Origin of the sequence: Pseudoduganella sp. (assembly GCF_041914865.1) — a bacterium.
Taxonomy (GTDB): Bacteria; Pseudomonadota; Gammaproteobacteria; order Burkholderiales; family Burkholderiaceae_D; genus Rugamonas.
Genome location: NZ_JAYSCO010000010.1, coordinates 100,064 through 119,536 on the forward strand (window position 1 = coordinate 100,064; position 19,473 = coordinate 119,536).

Consider the following 19,473-nt stretch of genomic DNA (forward strand, 5'->3'; position numbering starts at 1 on the left):
TCCTGACCCCAAAGTGGACATTTTGGGTTCTTTTTAGGCGTCGAGGGTCATCAGGCTGGCGTTGCCGCCGGCGGCGGTGGTGTTGACGCACAGGGCGCGTTCGGCGATCAGGCGCCACAGCGGGATGTCGCCTTCTTCCGTGGTGTCGATCACGGAAACAATCGCGCCGTCGCGGGCGGCCAGCTCGGGGCGCAGTTTGGCGCCGAGGCTGCTTTCCACCAGCGCGATCTGGAAGTCGGCTTTTGCCAGGTCGGCATTGCTGACGGTCTGGATCGCGGCCTTCACTTCTGCCGGCAGGTCGGCTGGCAATGCTCCTTCCACTACCAGGGCGCGGTTGCCGGTCGCGAGGGCGGCGGCTACCTGGTTCAGCAACACTTCCGCATTGGTGGCGAAGCAGGTGATGTTGCCGCGTGGTACATAGGCCAGGGTGTTGCGTTCGCCGGTCGGGCCCGGCAGGGCGGTGAAGCTGCCCACCGGGGTGGTGCGGACGTAGTTTTCAATGTGGCCGGCCAGGCCTTCCTTGCCTTTTGCCTTGGCCCAGGCGGCCAGCGAGTCGATCGCCGGCAGGGCGATGCGGTCGTGGCGGTCCAGTACCACGGCGCCGCGCTGCAGGCGCTTCAGGTACAGCGGGCCGCCGGCTTTCGGGCCGGTGCCGGACTTGCCTTCGCCACCGAATGGCTGCACGCCGACCACCGCGCCAACGATGTTGCGGTTGACGTAGATGTTGCCGACGTGGGCGCTGGAGGTGATGTAGTCGATGGTTTCATCGATACGGGAGTGCACGCCCAGGGTCAGGCCGAAGCCGCTGCCGTTGATTTGTTCAATCACTTTCGGCAGTTCGGAACGCTTGTAGCGGATCACGTGCATCACTGGGCCGAACACTTCCTTGGTCAGCTCGGACAGGGAGCGGATTTCCAGTACGGTCGGCGGAACGAACGTGCCTTCGTCGGCGCCCGGTGCATCGAGCGAGAAGCTCGATTTTGCCTGGGCGCGGACTTTCTCAATGTGCGACAGCAGGTTTTGCTGCGCTTCCTTGTCGATCACCGGGCCGATGTCGGTCACCAGGCGGTCCGGGCTGCCGATCTTCAGCTCTTTCATCGCGCCTTTGAGCATCTTGATGGTCTTGTCGGCGATGTCCTCCTGCAGGAACAGCACGCGCAGTGCGGAGCAGCGCTGGCCGGCGCTGTCGAAAGCGGAGGAGATGGCGTCGCCCACCACCTGCTCCGGCAGGGAGGAGGAGTCGACGATCATGGCGTTCTGGCCGCCGGTTTCGGCGATCAGCGGGATGTCCACATTTTCCGCGACGGCGCGCTTGGCCAGGGTGCGGTTGATCAGCTGCGCCACTTCGGTGGAGCCGGTGAAGATCACGCCTTTTACGCGTGCGTCGTTGCACAGGCCTGCGCCGACCACTTCGCCGCGGCCCGGCAGGAATTGCAGGGCGGCGCGCGGGACGCCGGCTTCGTGCAGCAGTTCGACTGCGCGCTGGGCGATCAGCGGGGTCTGTTCGGCGGGTTTGGCCAGCACGACGTTACCGGCTGCCAGTGCGGCTGCGGCCTGGCCGGTGAAAATGGCGAGCGGGAAGTTCCATGGGCTGATGCAGGTGACGGGACCCAGCGCCAGAGTGTTGGTGGTGCCGCGTACCTGCACGGCGTAGTAGCGCAGGAAGTCGACGGCTTCGCGGACCTCGGCAATCGCGTTCGGCAGCGATTTGCCGGCTTCGCGCACGGCCAGCGCCATCAGCTCGAGCTTGTGCTGTTCGAAGAGGTCGGCGGCGCGTTCCAGGCATGCGGCGCGCTGCGACGGTTCGGTGGTTTGCCAGTCCATGGCGAAGTTGCTGGCGGCGTGCAGGGCGTTGTCGACGTCTTCGGCAGTGGCTTCGGTGACGGCGCCCACGATGTCGTCTTTGCGTGCAGGGTTCACCACCGGGGCGGAAGCCTGGCCGGCGCTGGCTGGCACGGCCAGCAGGGGTGCGGCGCTCCAGCTGCGCGGTTGTGCCAGGGCGACGGAGACTTCGCGCAGCACGTCTTCGTTGGAGAGGTCGATGCCGGCGGAGTTCTTGCGCTCAGCACCGAACATGTCCAGTGGCAGGGCGATGGCGTTGTGTGGCACGCCATTCAGCTTACGGGCGGCTTCGATCGGGTTGGTGATCAGGGAGTCGACCGGAATGCTTTCGTCGACGATCTGGTTGACGAAGGAGGAGTTGGCGCCGTTTTCCAGCAGGCGGCGTACCAGGTAGGCCAGCAAGGTCTCGTGCGAACCGACAGGCGCGTAGATACGGCATGCCTTGTCCAGGTTTTCCGAACCAACGACCTGGTCGTACAGGGTTTCGCCCATGCCGTGCAGGCACTGGAATTCGTAGCTGTTGATGCCGTCGCGCTTGGCCCAGGTGTAAATCGTGGACAGGGTTTGCGCGTTGTGGGTGGCGAACTGCGGGTAAATCACGTCGGTCGCCGCGAGCAGGCGCTGGGCGCATGCCAGGTAGGAGACGTCGGTGTAGACCTTGCGGGTGTAGACCGGATAGCCAGGCATGCCGTCAACCTGGGCGCGCTTGATTTCGGCATCCCAGTAGGCGCCTTTCACCAGGCGCACCATGAATTTGCGGCCGCTGCGCTTTGCCAGGTCGACCAGGTAGTCGATCACGAACGGGCAGCGCTTCTGGTAGGCCTGCACCACGAAGCCGATGCCGTCGAAGCCTTCCAGTTCTGGGTTGAAGGCCATCGCTTCCATCAGGTCGAGCGACAGTTCCAGGCGGTCGGCTTCTTCAGCGTCGATATTCAGGCCGATGTTGTAGCCCTTGGCCAGCTTGACCAGGGCGGTCAGGCGCGGCAGCAGCTCGCCCATGACGCGGTCGCGCTGGGCGCGGCTGTAGCGTGGGTGCAGGGCGGACAGTTTGACGGAGATGCCAGGACCATTGCGGATGCCGCGGCCGTTGGAGGCTTTGCCAATCGCGTGGATCGCCTTTTCGTAGGCGGCGTAGTAGTTGGCGGCGTCGGCTTCGGTCAGCGCTGCTTCGCCCAGCATGTCGTAGGAGTAGCGGTAGCCGCGTGCTTCGTTGTCTTTGCCGTTCTTGATCGCTTCTTCGATGGTCTGGCCGGTGACGAACTGGTTGCCCAGCATGCGCATGGCCAGGTCGACGCCCTTGCGGATCAGCGGCTCGCCGCCTTTGGCGATCAGGCTGGTGATGGCCGAACCCAGGCCTTCTTCACTGGAAGAGCTGACCAGCTTGCCGGTAATCAGCAGGCCCCAGGTGGCAGCATTGACGAACAGGGAAGGCGATTCGCCCAGGTGCTTGCGCCAGTCGCCCTTGGAAATCTTGTCGGCGATCAGGCGGTCGGCGGTGGCAGCGTCGGGAATACGCAACAGTGCTTCGGCCAGGCACATCAGGGCAATACCCTCTTCCGAGGACAGGGAAAACTGGTGCATCAGCGCATCCACACCGGAAGAACGGGTGCGTTTTTCGCGCACGGCGGTCACCAGGCGCTTGGCCAGGGACTGCGCCTCCTGGGTGGTTTCCGGCGAACCGACGTTAATTTGCGACAGTAGCCATTGCACTGCAGTTTGTTCGTCGCGGCGGTAAGCGGCAGTAATGGCGCTGCGCAGCGGGCTTGGATCGCGCAGGATTTCAGCTTGCAGGGCGGCGAACGGGGTGGTGTTCAGATGCATGAATGTCTCTATTGGCTAGTATGTAAAGAATCGTTTGGCACCTACGAAAACACGCCCGGCAAACCACGTTTGCGCGGGCGTGTTGTGCGGTGCAGCTAATGATTCGGATTGTATGCCGGAATCGCTCGGATTAATTCTGGTATTACTTTGTACTAGCAATAGATAGTTTTTGGTGCGAGAATTTGACCAAATAAAATTAATTGTGGGGATGTAATGCTGGACAAAATCAGTAAGAAAATTTTGGCCGAGCTGCAAAGTGACGGCCGAATTAGTAACGTTGAACTGGCTGCACGAGTAAATTTGTCGCCTGCTGCCTGCCTGGAACGCGTGCGGAAATTGCACGAGGCCGGTTACATCATGGGGTACACGGCGCAGCTCAATCCACAGTTACTGGATGTTTCGCTGCTGGTGTTCATCGAGGTGGTCCTGGACCGTACTACGCCGGAAGTGTTTGATGCTTTCAAGCACAGCGTCCAGCTGATTCCGGAAGTACTCGAATGCCATATGGTGGCGGGCGGTTTTGACTACCTGGTTAAGGCGCGTGTGAAGGATATGGCGGCGTACCGTGAGTTCCTTGGGAAGACCTTGCTGCAGAAAGGCGTGCGGGAAACCCACACTTATGCGGTGATGGAAGAAGTGAAGAACACGACCAAACTGCCGATCAAATAGGCAATTTCCACAGCATCCACCAAAAACCAAGGACGGCAAGTAGTAGCACAGCGGCCACGCTGTACCATGCGCTGCGAATGCCGTCTTCTGGATTCCCCTCCTTGTGGCCATTGAACATGGCGCGAACCAGGTTTTCGCCGTGCATCCAGCTACTCAACAGAACTCCCGCAATGTGAATGGCAACGAGCAGCAGCATCGTATTAGCCAATCCTTCATGCAGTTCTTCCAGTAATTTCCCGCCGATCTCCTTGTACGTGCCGTAACCAGTGGCTGTGACCAGGATCGTCATTACCAGCATGGCAACAATTGCCAATCCACCAGCTGGGTTATGTCCAACCTCATGATCGGGCTGTCCGCTTAACAGCGAACGGAAGTAGGCCAGGACTCTTGCAGGCCTGCGTATGAAAGCTGAGAACCGGGCATATCGCGTGCCGATCAGCCCCCAGAACAGGCGAAAGATCACCAGTCCTGCCATGGTGTAGCCAAAAGCGACGTGAAGCTGGCGCCAGTTATCGTGTTCGGCAGTCAGGTAAGCACCGGCAAAGTTCAACACCATCAGCCAGTGGAATACGCGAACTGGAGCATCCCAGACCAGGATTTTATGTTCAGGTTTCGAGTCCATGGGCCACATCCTGTGCCCATGAGGTTAAGTGGGTGTTAACCCTTTGCAAAAATTTTCGATGACGCCGTAGGCGTAGCGCGAGGCGACGGTTTGTACAAATTCCATGAAGTCAGTTGCGGCGTCTTCGTTCGCGTTGTCGGAAATCGTGCGCATGATGGCGAAAGGAATTCCTAGCTCATGGCAAACCTGGGCGACCGCTGCACCTTCCATTTCAACTGCAAGTAGATCAGGCAGGGCGTCTTTCAGCTTACCCAGATGCTGGCGGTCCTTGATGAATTGGTCGCCGCTTCCGATTAGCCCGCGGTGGATTTGTGGGTTGTTTAGTTCGTTTTCCAGGAATTCACGGGTAGCCAGGCTGAGTTTGAGGCTCATTTCGCGGTCAGTCGGCATGCGCGAGAGGCCAGTGAGTGGGATTTCGAAGCGAGGGAACAGCGGGCTGGCATCAAAATCATGTTGAGCCAGCGAATCCGCGACGACTACATCGCCAACTCGAACCCCCAAGTCTGCAGAACCGGCAACGCCGGTAAAAATTATGTGGGTAACGTTGAACTTCTCCACAAGTGTTGCAGCTGTCACAGCAGCAGCAACCTTGCCAATTCGCGATAAAACAGCCACAGAATCGATTTTCCAGAGTTTTCCAGCCGTGTACTCGCGTTTACCGTGGATGAGCTTGTAGGGGCTCTCCATGGCTTCCAGCAGACCTTGTTGTTCTTCTGCCAAGGCAGAGATGATTCCGAGACGCATGCGCGAGTTGTCCTCTATTTATTTAAAGTTGTATACGAAAGGATAGTAGTAGATAGTAAACGCGACCCTGTCTGTGGATAAAGCTGTTAACATCCACAGAATCATAAGTTTACGAATTGTAGAACTGGCTGGACAAGAACTGTGTCTAAAACGGATGAGTTCTGAACAAATTTTGTGCGTGAACTCAAAAATGGGGTTTACGCACATTCGATCCTGTGGATATTCATCAGGTTATCAACAGACGATGCAGGTTTTGGGCTGAAATTGGCTCTCCGAACAGGAATCCTTGGCCAAAATCGCAACCAGCAGCCATCAAAATCTTCAGTTGTTCTTCGGTTTCGATCTTTTCCGCAATGACTTTGATGCCGAGCTTGTGCGCCATGGCGACGATGGCCTCGCACAGTGCCTGGTTTTCGGTAAAGCTGGTGTCCAGTTTCAGGTAATCGATCTTGAAACGCTTCAGGAAGTTCAGGGATGAGTAGCCGTGGCCGAAATCGTCCAGTGAAATCTGCATATTGGCGTCCCTGAGTGACTGGATACGCTCGACCACTTCGCGGCTGGCTTCCAGCAGCAGGCTCTCAGTGACTTCGATGATGATGGAACGCGCGGGAAGCGCCTGTTCCCTGAGCAGCGCCAGCCAATGATCGACGCCAACGGCTTCGTGCCTGAATTGCCAGGCTGATTTGTTCACGCAGACCTGGAAGCCATCGCCAAAGCTCGCGGCCTGGGTGGCTGCTTCCTGGAAAACCCATTCCCCGATCGATTCGATAATGCCGGTGTTTTCTGCGACGCCAATGAACTCGGCTGGTTTGAGCAAGCCCCGTTGCGGATGTTCCCACCGGATCAGTGCTTCGGCCATTTGTACTTTGCCGTTTGCCAGGTTACGGATCGGTTGGAACAGCAGCTGCAACTCTTTGTTTTTCAACGCATTACGCAGCTCTTTGCAAAGTTCGATACGCAGCTGGCTGGCTTCCTGCATAAAGGGGGCGAAATAGCTGAAGCGATTGCGGCCTTGTTGCTTGGCGAGGTACATGGCCTGGTCGGCGCATTTGATGAGAGTTTCAGCATCGCTGGCATCATCCGGGAAAAGGGCTATGCCAATGCTGCCGGATATTTCGGCAGTTTCATGTTTGAGCTGGAAGGGCCGGGCCAGGCTGTGGAGGATGTCCTGCACGATCCTGACGACATCCCCTGTGTCCTTCAATTCGCTCAGTATGACTGTGAATTCGTCGCCGCCAAGGCGGGCTACCGTATCGGTATTGCGTACGCATTGCAGCAGCCGCTCTGCCACTTGTTTGAGCAGGATGTCGCCAAAGTCATGGCCAAGTGTGTCATTCACGGCTTTGAAGCCATCGAGGTCGATGAAGACCAGGGCCATTGGCGCAATATCGCGCGCCGATTTTTTCATCTCCTGGCGCAGGCGTTCATTGAACATGCGCCGGTTTGGCAGGCCGGTAAGGGCGTCGAAGTTGGCCTCCTTCCAGATCGCTTCTTCGGTGGCCTTCTTTTTTGTGATGTCGGAGAAGAGGGCGACGTGACGCAGGGCGTTGCCCTGGTCATCGAAAACCGTGTTGAAACGTAGCGAGACCAGGTAGTGGTCGCCGTTTTTATGCTGGTGCCAGACTTCGCCTTCCCAGTAGCCGGTGTGTGTGATGGTCTGCCGCATGCGGCTGAAGAACTTGATGTCCTGTTGGCCGGAAGTCAGTTCGTAAGCGAGGTGGCCGATTACTTCGTCGGCTGGGTAGCCGCTAATGCGCGAAAAGGCTGGGTTTACCGACAGGATTCGTCCCTCTGCATCGGTCACCATCATGCCTTCACTCGCGTTGTCGTACATGAGGGTGGCGAGCTTGCTTGCTTCTTCATGCCTTTTACGCTCGCTGATGTCTTCCGCCATGACGAAGAGGCCGATAACGTTGCCGTTTTCGTCGCGATCAGGCACGTAAGTAATCGCGTCGCAGCAATCCTGGTCGTTGCGCTGGATGTGGCGTTCGAAATGGACCATCTCGCCGTTGAAGGCGCGTTCAAGGTGCGGGCGGGTTTCGGCATAGATCTCCGGCGGTAAAACTTGCTGGAGACTGTCGCCTTCACCGTAAATTTCAGCAAATCGGCGGTTTTTAAAGGTGTATTTTTCGTCTTTTCCAACATAGGCAATGACGATAGGCAGGTTGTCCGCAATCAGCCGCAGGCGTTGTTCGCTTTTGGCCAGCTTTTTTTCCGTTTCGTTCGATGTAACGTACAAATCATGGATGCGGCGTTCGCGTTCTTCTGCAGCAGCAAAGGAATGCAGCGCGTAGATGGTTGCAGCGGCGATCAAGAGGAAAATCAGGAACAGTGCCAGGCCGGCGATGATGAAATGCCGCTGTGAGATCAAGGCCAGGCCAACGTTGGAGCTGCCGACTAAGACTACGAGAGGCAAGTTAGGCAGTTTGCGGTAGCTGGCGATGCGGGATTTGTGGTCAATAGGGCTGATCGTGGTCAGCGTATCGATCGGTGAGTTCCGGAATGAGCGATAGACATTGGAATCGCTGATATCGCGGTTGAAGGTTTGTTCGAAGAGCGGCGCACGGGCAATGATCCTGCCGTTGGTATGGAACAGGGTGACGGTGACGTCATCGCTTAATCGCGAATTTTCAAAGGTTTGCGCCAGGGTGCTGGCATTTATCGGGGCGACGATCACGCCAAGGAACTGGCCTTTAGCGTTGTCCACCCTGCGGCTTAGAAAGAACAGGCGTGATTTGGAGATTCGGCCGTAGGTTGGTTCACCAACGTAAAGTGAATTTCCAGGTTTGAGCTGGGCCTGGAAGTAGTCGCGGTCCTGGTAGTTGATGCCTTTGACGGGAATGTCGCGTGAACTGGCAGTTGCGAAGCCGTTCGGGTCGATGAAAGTAATCCAGAAACTGCTGCCAAAAGTAGCACCGCGTGATGAAAGCAGGGCGTCGACAGTCTGCGGCGTGTAAGGGGCGACTTTGATGGCGTTGGCAAAGCCAAGCAAAGCAATGTCGGACAGCTGGATCGTACTCAGGACTTGGGCTTCGATGGCCCGTGCATAGTGTTGGGTTTGCTGGCGGATAGCCTGTTCGCGGTCGCGTGCGGAGGAAAGCAGCTGCCACGCCACGACTGCTGTGGCGAGCAGGGCGAGCATGGCCATCGTGACAAGCAATCGCCGGCGAAAGCGCCGATAGGCGTCTGTGGTCGACAAGAGGTTCTCCAGCTTGGTTGCATGGAATAACTCGCTTTTTCAGTATAGATGATCGCGTTGGAGAGTTTTGTTTACGTTAGATTAGTGTGTATACAAAGTAGTAGTGGTTGTTAACAACCCGCACTTTCTGTGGATAAGTCCACCTTGCGGAAAAAAATCAGGGGTTTACGCGCTGTATAAGGAGGCGAGTAAACCTTGCGTGAGCCGGGAACTGTTTTTGGACAATTTTTCGGCTTTTGGCTGAACTTTGGTTTACTCACAATCGATGCCTGTGGATATTCATAGCGTTATCCACAGTCGCGAAGGGGGAGAAAAATGGGTCTTAAGGCGATTTTTCCCATTCCGATCATCCAGGGACCGATGGCTGGAGGCGCCAATACGCCGGCGATGGTCGCGGCCGTCTCGAACGCTGGCGGGCTCGGTTCATTCGGCGCATCCATGCTGTCGCTGGACACGATCCGTTCCCAGGTAGCGGAAACCCGGCGTCTGACAGCGCGCCCATTTATGCTGAATTTCTTTGTGCAGGGCATTCCTTCGCCGTCTCCGCAGGAAGTGGAACGGGCCGTGGGCTTGTTGCGGCCGGTTTGGAGTTCGCTGGGTTGGCCGGAGCTGCCTATGCCGGCGAAATGGTGTGAGGATTTCGCGGCGCAGTTTGAACTGTTGCTTGAATTGAAGCCCGCCGTGGCGAGTTTTACCTTCGATATCCTCACTGCGGCGCAGGTGAGGCGTTTGCATGACGCGGGCATTTTCGTTATCGGGACTGTGACCACGGTGGAGGAGGCGCTGGCCTGGCAGGCCGCCGGTGCCGATGCGATAGTCGCCTCGGGCGTGGAGTCGGGCGGCCATCGCGGGACATTCATCGGCGAGCAGTCGGCAGCGTCGCTGGAGGCGATTCCCTTGCTGGCGGCGGTACTGCAGGCGGTGAAGATCCCCGTTATCTCGGCTGGCAACATCATGTCGGGCGCCGATATCCGTGAGCGGCTGGCGCTGGGCGCGTCGGCGGTGCAGATGGGGACTGCCTTTCTGGTCACCGACGAATCGGGCATTCCTGCTGTGTACAAGGAGCGCCTGCTGGCGGCGCAAGGCAACCCTACCCGCCTGACGCGTGCGTTCTCGGGCCGCCTGGCGCGTGGCGTCGAGAACCGTTTCATGCAGCAGATGGCGGAAGTGGAAGCTGATGTCCCGGCTTATCCGGTGCAGAATGCGCTCACCGGCAGTATCCGGGCGGAGGCGGCAAAGCGCGGTGATCCCGAGCTTCTGTCGTTGTGGGCTGGAACCGGGGTGGCACGGTCGCGCGCCATGCCGGCAGCAAAACTGATGGAAACCCTCATCGCCGAAATCGATCAATCCTGACGCGGAGAACACTTGGAATCTGCAGGCCAGTATGACTACATCATTGTCGGGGCAGGAACTGCGGGTTGCGTGCTCGCCAACCGCCTGACGCAAAATCCGAAGAACGAGGTATTGCTGATTGAGGCGGGCGGGAAGGACGACTACGCCTGGATCCATATCCCGGTTGGCTACCTCCACTGCATCAACAATCCGCGCACGGACTGGATGTTCCGCACCGAGGCCGAAGCTGGCCTGGGCGGGCGCAGCCTGATCTACCCGCGCGGCAAAGTCCTCGGCGGAAGTTCGTCGATCAACGGCATGATCTATATGCGCGGCCAGGCCGGCGATTACGATCGTTGGGCGGAGTCATGCGGCGACCCACGCTGGCGCTGGTCGGAAGTGCTGCCTTTGTTCCGCAAGAGCGAAGACCATCATGGCGGCGCTTCGGAATTCCACGGCGCGGGCGGCGAATGGCGTGTGGAAAAGCAGCGGCTGCGTTGGGATATCCTCGACGCTTTCCGCGACGCGGCGGAGCAGGCGGGCATTCCCAAAGTCGACGATTTCAACCGCGGCGACAACTTCGGCTGCGCGTATTTTGAAGTGAACCAGAAGCGCGGCATCCGCTGGAACACGGCCAAGGCTTTCCTGCGCAAAGCGGCGCAGCGCCCCAACCTGACCTTGATGACCGGCTGCCACGTTGAAAAACTGGTGCTGGAGGAGGGCGTCTGCAAAGGCGTGATATTCACCGGCGGCGGCACGCGCTGGCATGCCGAAGCGCGCGAGACCCTGCTGGCGGCGGGCGCGATCGGCTCGCCGCACATCCTGCAGCTATCCGGCATCGGGCCCGCCGACGTGCTGGCGCAGGCGGGCGTGCAGCCGGTGCTCGATCTGCCGGGCGTCGGCGCCAACCTGCAGGACCATTTGCAACTGCGCATGGTTTTCCAGGTCGAGGGGGCGCGCACCCTGAACACGCTGGCGCGCAGCTGGTTGGGCAAGGCGCGCATCGGCCTTGAGTATGCGCTGTTCCAGAGCGGGCCGATGTCGATGGCGCCGTCGCAGCTCGGCGCGTTTGCCCGTTCCGGGCCGGAGCAGGCTGCGCCCAACCTGGAATACCATGTGCAGCCGCTGTCGCTGGAGCGTTTTGGCGAACCGCTGCACGACTTCCCTGCTTTCACGGCCAGCGTCTGCAACCTGCGCCCGACCTCGCGCGGCCATGTGCGCATTGCGTCCGCCGACTCCTGCGCGCCGCCCAAAATCACGCCGATGTACCTGAGCACCGACGAGGACCGGCGCGTGGCGGCCGCCGCGTTGAACCTGACGCGCAAGATCGTGGCGGCGCCGGCGTTGGCCAAATACCGGCCGCAGGAATGCAGACCCGGTGTGCATTTTCGCACCGACGAGGAGCTGGCCGAAGCGGCGGGGGCCATCGGGACCACGATTTTCCATCCGGTCGGCACCTGCAAAATGGGCCGCGCAGACGATGTTTCGGCCGTGGTTGACAGCGAATTGCGGGTGCGCGGCGTGCGCGGGCTGCGCATTGCGGACGCGTCGATCATGCCGACTATCACTTCCGGTAACACAAATTCCCCGGTGATCATGATTGCGGAAAAGGCAGCACTTTTGTGTATGATCTAGCAAAACCGGGGAGACGCAATGTCCGACTTCATCTTGGAAACAAAGAGTTTGACCAAGGAGTTCAAGGGATTCACCGCTGTCGCCAACGTGGACCTGAAAGTCCAGCGCGGGCATATCCACGCCCTGATCGGCCCGAACGGGGCCGGCAAAACCACCTGCTTTAACCTGCTCACCAAGTTCCTGGTGCCGACCTCGGGCCAGATCCTCTTCAACGGCAAGGACATCACGCCCCTCAAGCCGGCGCAGATCGCCCGCATGGGCGTGATCCGTTCCTTCCAGATCTCGGCGGTCTTTCCCCACCTGACGGTGCTGGAGAACGTGCGTATCGGCCTGCAGCGCAAACTTGGCACCACCTTCCACTTCTGGCGCAGCGAGCGCTCGCTGGACCAGCTGAATGGCCGCGCCATGGAGCTGCTGGCCGAAGTCGACCTGTCCTCGTTCGCCGATACCGTGACGGTCGACATGCCCTACGGCCGCAAGCGCGCGCTGGAAATCGCCACCACGCTGGCCATGGAGCCGGAGCTGATGCTGCTCGATGAGCCGACCCAGGGCATGGGGCATGAGGACGTGCACCGCGTGACGGAGCTGATCAAAAAGGTGTCCGCCGGCCGCACCATCCTGATGGTTGAACACAATATGAACGTGGTGTCCGGCATCAGCGACCGCATCTCGGTGCTGCAGCGCGGCGCTGTGCTGGCGGAAGGGCCTTATGCGGAGGTTTCGAAGAACCCGCAGGTGATGGAAGCCTATATGGGAACCGAAGCCGGGGTGGGCGCATGAGCGCCGCGCTGGAGATCAGCCAGCTGCAGGCCTGGTATGGCGAATCGCACATCCTGCACGACGTGAACCTGACGGTGAACCCGGGTGAAGTGGTAACGCTGCTGGGCCGCAATGGCGCGGGCCGCACCACCACCCTGCGCGCCATCATGGGCCTGACCGGCGCGCGCAAAGGTTCGATCCGAATCAATGGCCAGGAAGCGATTGGTTTGCCGACGCACAAGGTGGCCCACCTCGGGGTCGGTTATTGTCCGGAGGAGCGCGGCATTTTCGCCTCGCTCACGGCAGAAGAGAACCTGCTGCTGCCGCCGGCGCTGAAAACGGGGCAGGGCATGCCGCTGGAAGAGATCTACGAGATGTTCCCCAACCTGGCGGAGCGCCGCGGCAGCCAGGGCACGCGCCTGTCCGGCGGCGAACAGCAGATGCTGGCCGTGGCGCGCATCCTGCGCACCGGCGCGCGCCTGCTGCTGCTGGATGAGATCTCGGAAGGCCTGGCGCCGGTCATCGTGCAAAGCCTGGCGCGCATGATCCGTACGCTGAAGGCGAAAGGCTACACCATCGTCATGGTCGAGCAGAACTTCCGCTTCGCCGCACCGCTGGCGGACCGGTTTTACGTCATGGAACACGGAAGGATAGTGGAGAGGTTTGCGTCATCTGAACTGGAAGCCCGCATGCCAGTGTTGACTGAGCTGCTGGGCGTTTGAATACAAATACTGAAAACGGAGACAGCATGAAACGCCAAGTTATCGCACTCGCAGCTGCATGCACCGCCCTTAGCGCACAGGCCCAGATCTCGGGCGACACAATCAAGATCGGCTTCATCACCGACATGTCCGGCGTCTACTCCGATATCGACGGCCAGGGCGGGGCGGAAGCGATCCGGATGGCGATTGCCGACGCAGGCGGCACCATCGCCGGCAAGAAGATCGAGTTCGTGTTTGCCGATCACCAGAACAAGGCCGACATCGCCGCTTCCAAGGCGCGCGAATGGTTCGACCAGCAGGGCGTGGACATGCTGATCGGCGGTACCAATTCCGGCGCCAACCTGGCCATGGCAAAGGTTGCCGCCGACAAGAAGAAGATCTTCATGGTGGTGGGCGCCGGCTCCTCGCGCCTGACCAATGAGGAATGCACGCCCTACACCGTGCACTACGCCTACGACACCGTCGCGCTGGCGCGCGGCACGGGCAGCACCATCGTCAAGCAGGGCGGCAAGAGCTGGTACTTCCTGACCGCCGATTACGCCTTCGGCCACTCGCTGGAAAAGGATACGTCGGAGGTGGTGACCAAGGCCGGCGGCAAGGTGCTCGGCACCGTGCGCCACCCCTTCCCCGGCACCGATTTTTCGTCGTTCCTGATGCAGGCCTCCTCGTCCGGCTCCCAGGTGCTGGGCCTGGCCAATGCCGGCGGCGACTTTATCAACTCGGTGAAGGCCGCCAATGAATTCGGCGTCGCCAAGAAGATGAAGATGGCCGGCCTGCTGGTCTTCATCAACGACATCCACTCGCTCGGCCTGAACGCCACCGCCGGCATGTACCTGACCGACGGCTGGTACTGGGACATGAACGAACAGACCCGCGCCTGGTCCAAGCGCTACTTCTCGAAAATGAAGAAGGAACCGTCGATGCTGCAGGCCGGCGACTACTCCGCCGCGCTGCAGTACCTGAATGCCGTGAAGGCGCTCGGCACCGACGATTCGGACAAGGTGATGGCCAAGCTGAAATCCACCACCATCAAGGATGTCTTCACCAGCAACGGCGTGATCCGTCCCGACGGCCGCATGGTGCACGACATGTACCTGATGGAAGTGAAGAAGCAGTCCGAATCCAAATACCCTTGGGACTACTACAAGGTCGTGGCCACGATCCCGGGCGAGCAGGCCTATATGTCCAAGGCCGAATCCAAATGCGCGCTGTGGAAGTAGGCTAGATGGAGATCTTCGGCCGCCCGCTACCGATGATGATGTCCCAGCTGCTGCTGGGGCTCGTCAACGGCTCCTTCTACGCCATGCTGTCGCTCGGCCTTGCCGTGATCTTCGGCCTGCTGAACGTGATCAATTTCGCCCACGGCGCGCTGTACATGATGGGCGCTTTCCTGGCGTGGATCGGCATGACGTATTTCGGCATGAGCTACTGGAGCATGCTGGTGCTGGCGCCGCTGATCGTGGGCGTTTTGGGCGTCGTCATCGAAAGGACGATGCTGCGCTGGCTGTACAAGCTGGACCACCTTTACGGCCTGCTGCTGACCTTCGGGCTGACCCTGCTGATCGAAGGCGCTTTCCGCTCGTTTTACGGGGTCTCTGGGCAGCCGTTCGAGACGCCTGAGGCCCTGCAGGGGGCAACTGACCTCGGCTTCATGGTGATGCCCAATTACCGCGCCTGGGTGGTGGTCGCGTCGCTGGTGGTTTGCCTGGCCACCTGGTTCGTGATCGAGAAGACCAAACTGGGCGCCTACCTGCGTGCCGGCACCGAGAATCCCAAGCTGGTGGAGGCGTTCGGCATCAATGTCCCGTTGATGGTCACCCTGACCTATGGCTTTGGCGTCGCTTTGGCGGCCTTTGCAGGCGTCCTGGCGGCTCCTATCCAGCAAGTGACACCCCTGATGGGGTCGAACCTGATTATCGTCGTATTCGCCGTTGTGGTGATCGGTGGCATGGGTTCGATCATGGGCTCGATTATCACCGGCCTCGGGCTGGGCGTGATCGAAGGTCTGACCAAGGTGTTCTATCCCGAGTTTGCCAACACCGTCGTGTTTTTGGTGATGGTCATCATCCTGTTGCTGCGCCCCGCCGGCCTGTTCGGCAAGGAACGATAGATGAACAAAAAGCTGGGCTATTCCATCGCATTTGCGCTGGCGCTGGGTGCGCCGTTCGTCGGCTACCCGGTGCTGCTGATGAAGCTGTTGTGCTTCTCCCTGTTCGCCTGCGCCTTCAACCTGCTGATCGGCTTTACCGGCCTGTTATCGTTCGGCCATGCCGCCTTCTTCGGCGCCGCAGGTTACGTGGCCGGCAATGCGATAAAGAACTGGGGCCTGCCGTTCGAAGCCAGCCTGCTGGTCGCCGTGCTGTCCGGTGCCGTGCTGGGCGTGCTGATGGGCGGCCTGGCGATTCGCCGGCAAGGCATCTACTTCTCCATGATCACGCTGGCGCTGGCGCAAATGGTGTATTTCGGCGCGCTGCGTTTTACAGATTTCACTGGTGGCGAAGATGGCCTGCAAGGCGTCCCGCGCGGCAAGCTGCTTGGCGTGCTCGACTTGGGGAACGACCTGGCGATGTATTACGTGGTGCTGGCGATTGCTATCGCCGGCTTCGCGCTGATCATGCGTACGGTGCACTCCCCCTTTGGCCAGGTGCTGAAAGCGATCAAGGAAAACGAACCGCGCGCGATCTCGCTGGGCTACGACGTCGACCGCTACAAGCTGGCGGCATTCGTCTTGTCCGCTTCGCTCGCAGCCCTGGCCGGGGCCACGAAATCGATTGTGCTGGGCTTTGAGACATTGACCGATGTGCACTGGACCATGTCCGGCCTGGTGATCCTGATGACGCTGGTCGGCGGAATGGGCACCCTGGCCGGCCCGATCATTGGCGCTATCCTGATCATCGCGCTGGAGAACAAGCTGGGCGACTTTGGAACCATGCTGGCTGCCAGCACCGGCATCGAATGGTTCAACACCCTGGGTGAGGCAGTCAGCCTGGTAACCGGCCTGATCTTCGTCGCCTGCGTACTCCTGTTCCGCAAAGGCATCGTCGGCGAGTTCCTCGCCCGCGCAAAGCTTAGTTCGAAATGAACTTGGCGAACCACTGGCGGAAGCGGCGCGGTGGCTTCTCTGCGGCCGGTTCAGCGACGGCGGCAACTGGATCGGCGCTCACGCTGCGCACCTTTGCTTCCAGCAGCGCAAAGCCCAGTTCACGCGTATCGGCGCTGCCGTGCATGGCTGCCGGTGTCCAGGTTGGCGATTCGAAGTCGAGGCGGTACAGCTTGCCCGCTTCCAGCTGCAGCGGCACGTTAACCTCGGCTACGCTGTTCTGCACGCCGTGGAAGGTGTGGGTGGTGGTGGCGCCAAAGGATTTGGCGATGTCGTCGTAGGGCGTGGCGCTGACCTTGAACTCGCTGCCCGAATCCAGCACGCTGAGGAACTTCAAGCCCAATTCTTGCGCGTCGCTGCGCGCGAAATGGTAGCAAGTGGCGCGGCCGGATGACCAGCGGCCACCGGTGCCGTTCAGTTCCGCTTCGTAGGGATACCAGCCCTGTCCGAACTTGGATACCGGGGCTTCCTGCATGGCAGAAGGGCGCGTGTCGAAGACATAGAGGTTGCCCTGGCAGCGGCGGCAGACTTCCGTCTGCATGGCATTCTTGGCAATCTCCATGCGCTTCGGATGTTCCAGCAATTCCTTCAGCGAGCTGTTGCGCAGGTTGGGCAATTCCATCTCGCCTTCGTAGTCGAGGCAGCAGAGCGACAGCTGGCCGTCGGCCAGCATGGAGACATTGTGCGCCATGGCGCAATCCATCGGCTCCTGGCGCTCCTCCACATAGACCAGCGATTCCTTGGGCAGGAAGGTCTTCATGAACGACTCTTCCTTGGTCCACATGCCAAAAGTCTTGAAGCGGATGAAGCAGTTCGGGGCGAACATATAGCCCCAGAAGCGGTCTTCGGTCAGGTCTTCCGCGTTTGGCGGCACGTCGGCACGGCGGCCGGCGAGGTGGCCACGCTCCAGTTGCGGGCCGTATTTCACTTCGCTGCGGGCCAGTTCGGTCGCGAAGGCATCGGGGAATTCCGCGCGCAGCTGTTCCGCGTAGCCGTCGAAGCGGTCCAGCAGCTGGCGCACGAATTCGCCCTTGTCTTCGATCTTGAACGGGTCCCACATATCCAGTTCAAAGTCGGACTGCAGGGTGGAATCGGCGCGCATATTGGTGGTCGAGGTGACGTGGATCTCGACGCGCGATTCGCTGCCGCTGGCGAACTTTTCGCGCAGGGCCGGCAGGATGCGGGCAAAGTACTCGTCGAAATCGAGCTTGTCGTAACCGCGCAGGCGGTCGTAGGAATCCTTGTTCGGGGTCTGCAGGCTCATCACCAGGGCGATATTGTCGTGCGCGAAAATCTTGCGCGAGCGCTCTTCGTCCAGCAGGGAGATGTTGGTGATCAGGTAGACCTCGATGCCGTACTGCTCGCACAGGTCGATATAGTTGAAGATCTTCTTGTTCAGCAGCGGCTCGCCCAGGACGCTGAACTGGATCGGGCGATTCAGGTTCAGGTCGCGTACCTGCTCGATGAAGCGGATCGCCAGTTCGTCATCCGCCAGCGCCCGGTCCTTCTTGATGTAGTCGGAAGGGCAGAACGTGCAGTGCATATTGCAGTGGTTCGTCATCTCCAGAAAGAAGACGTCGGGCACGATCTCGGTGGTGTTGGCTGGAACGGGTGCGGTCATGGTGGGGCTGAGTAATAGGGGCTAGGGCATTTTACACGAGGCAAGGACTGGGCTTCTTCCGTAAAATGTAAGGATTTGAATCGGTACGGGAGCAGGGTGATGGTGGAGTACGGCTTGTTGGCGGGCGCGGCATTCGCGGCTGGATTTGTGGATGCGGTGGTGGGCGGCGGCGGTTTGATCCAGATTCCCGCTCTGTTCTCGGCGATGGGCAATACGCCTCCCGCAACGCTGCTGGGCACCAATAAGGTGGCCAGCGTATTCGGTACCAGTGCGGCGGCTGTGAACTATGCGCGCCGGACGTCCATTGCCTGGTCGACTGTGGCGCCGGCGGCGATTGCCGCATTCCTGTTTGCCTTCCTTGGCGCCTATACGGTGACCAGGATTCCTCCCGACTTCCTGCGCGGCTTGCTGCCTTTCGTGCTGCTGGCGGTGGCCGGCTACACCTTCTACCGCAAGGACCTGGGCAGCGTCCATGCGCCGCTGCACACCGGCACCAAGGAGAAGGTACTGGCTGTACTGGTGGGGGCGGGCATCGGTTTCTATGATGGCTTCTTTGGCCCGGGCACGGGCAGCTTCCTGGTCTTCCTTTTTGTGCGCAGCTTTGGCTTTGACTTCCTTGGGGCTTCGGCGGCGGCGAAGGTGGTCAATGTGGCGTGCAATGTGGCGGCTATCTCCCTGTTCGGTATCACCGGCAATATCATCTGGCTGTTGGGTTTGACGATGGCGGTGTTCCAGGTGTGCGGTTCGGTGCTCGGCACCAAGCTGGCGTTGAAGCATGGCAGTGAGTTTGTGCGCCGTTTGTTCCTGGTGGTTGTGGTGCTGCTGATCATCAAGACGGGCTACGACGCGTGGTTCAAGTGATATTGTTTCACGTGAAACAGCAGAGGCCGGGTGACCCCCGGCCTCTTTTTTTGTTCCACGTGAAACATTGCTCGCAAAAATATCCTGCCCAAAAAATTCGCAGCCGGGAAAAAACTTTATAATCTCGGTTGATCCCACGCTTTTCCCCATTTTTCACCATGCTATTTCCTACTGAATTCGACGTTATCGTTGTCGGCGGTGGTCACGCCGGTACCGAGGCGGCCCTCGCTTCGGCCCGCATGGGTCAGAAGACCCTCCTGTTGACCCACAACATTGAGACCCTGGGCCAGATGTCGTGCAACCCATCCATCGGCGGTATCGGCAAAGGCCACCTGGTCAAAGAAGTCGATGCGATGGGTGGCGCCATGGCCATCGCAACCGATGAGTCGGGCATCCAGTTCCGTATCCTGAACTCGTCCAAGGGCCCTGCCGTGCGTGCGACACGCGCGCAGGCCGACCGCATCCTGTACAAGGCGGCTATCCGCCATCGCCTGGAAAACCAGCCGAACCTGTGGCTGTTCCAGCAGGCGGTGGATGACCTGATGG

At 59.8% G+C, this 19,473-nt stretch carries 15 protein-coding genes; 10 read left to right on the top strand and 5 right to left on the bottom strand.

The annotated features are described in order from the left end of the window. Nucleotides 1–33 precede the first annotated feature (33 nt). Nucleotides 34–3,663: a trifunctional transcriptional regulator/proline dehydrogenase/L-glutamate gamma-semialdehyde dehydrogenase gene (putA, locus tag ACE3TQ_RS07485; protein ID WP_374581393.1), complete on the bottom strand. Its 3,630-nt coding sequence runs from the start codon at nt 3,661–3,663 to the stop codon at nt 34–36. Between the two features lie 213 nt (nt 3,664–3,876). On the opposite strand from putA, the gene ACE3TQ_RS07490 reads away from it, so the two are divergent. Continuing rightward, on the top strand, nt 3,877–4,332 hold the full coding sequence (locus ACE3TQ_RS07490; RefSeq protein ID WP_161024199.1) for an Lrp/AsnC ligand binding domain-containing protein: 456 nt from the start codon (nt 3,877–3,879) through the stop codon (nt 4,330–4,332). On the opposite strand, the gene ACE3TQ_RS07495 is transcribed toward ACE3TQ_RS07490, so the two are convergent. From ACE3TQ_RS07495 to ACE3TQ_RS07505, 3 genes are all read right to left on the bottom strand, one after another. Further along, nucleotides 4,325–4,954, bottom strand: coding sequence for a cytochrome b/b6 domain-containing protein (locus ACE3TQ_RS07495; protein WP_374581394.1), 630 nt, complete (start codon nt 4,952–4,954; stop codon nt 4,325–4,327). The genes ACE3TQ_RS07490 and ACE3TQ_RS07495 overlap by 8 nt on opposite strands. A gap of 24 nt (nt 4,955–4,978) precedes the next feature. Further along, nucleotides 4,979–5,698, bottom strand: coding sequence for a 5'-methylthioadenosine/adenosylhomocysteine nucleosidase (locus ACE3TQ_RS07500; RefSeq protein WP_374581395.1), 720 nt, complete (start codon nt 5,696–5,698; stop codon nt 4,979–4,981). 226 nt (nt 5,699–5,924) lie between these two features. Further along, the gene (locus tag ACE3TQ_RS07505; protein WP_374581396.1) at nt 5,925–8,897 is read right to left on the bottom strand and encodes an EAL domain-containing protein; all 2,973 of its coding nucleotides are present in this window, start codon (nt 8,895–8,897) and stop codon (nt 5,925–5,927) included. 315 nt (nt 8,898–9,212) lie between these two features. Between ACE3TQ_RS07505 and ACE3TQ_RS07510 the strand changes: the two genes are divergently transcribed. From ACE3TQ_RS07510 to ACE3TQ_RS07540, 7 genes are read left to right on the top strand one after another with little or no spacing between them, the layout of a single operon-like run. Next, on the top strand, nt 9,213–10,250 hold the full coding sequence (locus ACE3TQ_RS07510; protein ID WP_374581397.1) for an NAD(P)H-dependent flavin oxidoreductase: 1,038 nt from the start codon (nt 9,213–9,215) through the stop codon (nt 10,248–10,250). A gap of 12 nt (nt 10,251–10,262) precedes the next feature. Next, complete coding sequence (locus ACE3TQ_RS07515) at nt 10,263–11,864, top strand: GMC family oxidoreductase (RefSeq protein ID WP_374581398.1); 1,602 nt, start codon at nt 10,263–10,265, stop codon at nt 11,862–11,864. Nucleotides 11,865–11,882: 18 nt separating this feature from the next. Then, the gene (locus tag ACE3TQ_RS07520; protein ID WP_374581399.1) at nt 11,883–12,644 is read left to right on the top strand and encodes an ABC transporter ATP-binding protein; all 762 of its coding nucleotides are present in this window, start codon (nt 11,883–11,885) and stop codon (nt 12,642–12,644) included. After that, nucleotides 12,641–13,345 (top strand): ABC transporter ATP-binding protein, encoded by a 705-nt coding sequence (locus tag ACE3TQ_RS07525; protein WP_374581400.1) that lies wholly within the window; start codon nt 12,641–12,643, stop codon nt 13,343–13,345. Before ACE3TQ_RS07520 ends, ACE3TQ_RS07525 begins: the two co-directional genes overlap by 4 nt. 26 nt (nt 13,346–13,371) lie before the next feature. Beyond that, entirely contained in the window at nt 13,372–14,565 is a 1,194-nt protein-coding gene (locus ACE3TQ_RS07530) for an ABC transporter substrate-binding protein (protein ID WP_374581401.1), read from the top strand. A 5-nt stretch (nt 14,566–14,570) separates the two neighbouring features. After that, nucleotides 14,571–15,455: a branched-chain amino acid ABC transporter permease gene (locus ACE3TQ_RS07535; RefSeq protein ID WP_374581403.1), complete on the top strand. Its 885-nt coding sequence runs from the start codon at nt 14,571–14,573 to the stop codon at nt 15,453–15,455. Next, entirely contained in the window at nt 15,456–16,427 is a 972-nt protein-coding gene (locus ACE3TQ_RS07540; RefSeq protein ID WP_374581404.1) for a branched-chain amino acid ABC transporter permease, read from the top strand. On the opposite strand, the gene ACE3TQ_RS07545 is transcribed toward ACE3TQ_RS07540, so the two are convergent. Beyond that, on the bottom strand, nt 16,414–18,066 hold the full coding sequence (locus ACE3TQ_RS07545) for a radical SAM/SPASM domain-containing protein (RefSeq protein ID WP_374581406.1): 1,653 nt from the start codon (nt 18,064–18,066) through the stop codon (nt 16,414–16,416). The two genes, ACE3TQ_RS07540 and ACE3TQ_RS07545, sit on opposite strands and share 14 nt — an antisense overlap. Before the next feature lie 99 nt (nt 18,067–18,165). Between ACE3TQ_RS07545 and ACE3TQ_RS07550 the strand changes: the two genes are divergently transcribed. Together ACE3TQ_RS07550 and ACE3TQ_RS07555 are read left to right on the top strand one after the other, a co-directional pair. Beyond that, complete coding sequence (locus ACE3TQ_RS07550) at nt 18,166–18,927, top strand: TSUP family transporter (protein WP_374581407.1); 762 nt, start codon at nt 18,166–18,168, stop codon at nt 18,925–18,927. A 158-nt stretch (nt 18,928–19,085) separates the two neighbouring features. Further along, nucleotides 19,086–19,473, top strand: a 388-nt coding sequence (locus ACE3TQ_RS07555; RefSeq protein ID WP_374581408.1) for an FAD-dependent oxidoreductase, incomplete at its 3' end; no start/stop codon positions are given.

Coding starts and splice junctions, on each gene's coding strand:
- putA (WP_374581393.1), bottom strand. CDS start 3,663: ATGCATCTGAACACCACCCCGTTCGCCGCCCTGCAAGCTGAAATCCTG.
- ACE3TQ_RS07490 (WP_161024199.1), top strand. CDS start 3,877: ATGCTGGACAAAATCAGTAAGAAAATTTTGGCCGAGCTGCAAAGTGAC.
- ACE3TQ_RS07495 (WP_374581394.1), bottom strand. CDS start 4,954: ATGGACTCGAAACCTGAACATAAAATCCTGGTCTGGGATGCTCCAGTT.
- ACE3TQ_RS07500 (WP_374581395.1), bottom strand. CDS start 5,698: ATGCGTCTCGGAATCATCTCTGCCTTGGCAGAAGAACAACAAGGTCTG.
- ACE3TQ_RS07510 (WP_374581397.1), top strand. CDS start 9,213: ATGGGTCTTAAGGCGATTTTTCCCATTCCGATCATCCAGGGACCGATG.
- ACE3TQ_RS07520 (WP_374581399.1), top strand. CDS start 11,883: ATGTCCGACTTCATCTTGGAAACAAAGAGTTTGACCAAGGAGTTCAAG.
- ACE3TQ_RS07525 (WP_374581400.1), top strand. CDS start 12,641: ATGAGCGCCGCGCTGGAGATCAGCCAGCTGCAGGCCTGGTATGGCGAA.
- ACE3TQ_RS07530 (WP_374581401.1), top strand. CDS start 13,372: ATGAAACGCCAAGTTATCGCACTCGCAGCTGCATGCACCGCCCTTAGC.
- ACE3TQ_RS07535 (WP_374581403.1), top strand. CDS start 14,571: ATGGAGATCTTCGGCCGCCCGCTACCGATGATGATGTCCCAGCTGCTG.
- ACE3TQ_RS07540 (WP_374581404.1), top strand. CDS start 15,456: ATGAACAAAAAGCTGGGCTATTCCATCGCATTTGCGCTGGCGCTGGGT.
- ACE3TQ_RS07545 (WP_374581406.1), bottom strand. CDS start 18,066: ATGACCGCACCCGTTCCAGCCAACACCACCGAGATCGTGCCCGACGTC.
- ACE3TQ_RS07550 (WP_374581407.1), top strand. CDS start 18,166: ATGGTGGAGTACGGCTTGTTGGCGGGCGCGGCATTCGCGGCTGGATTT.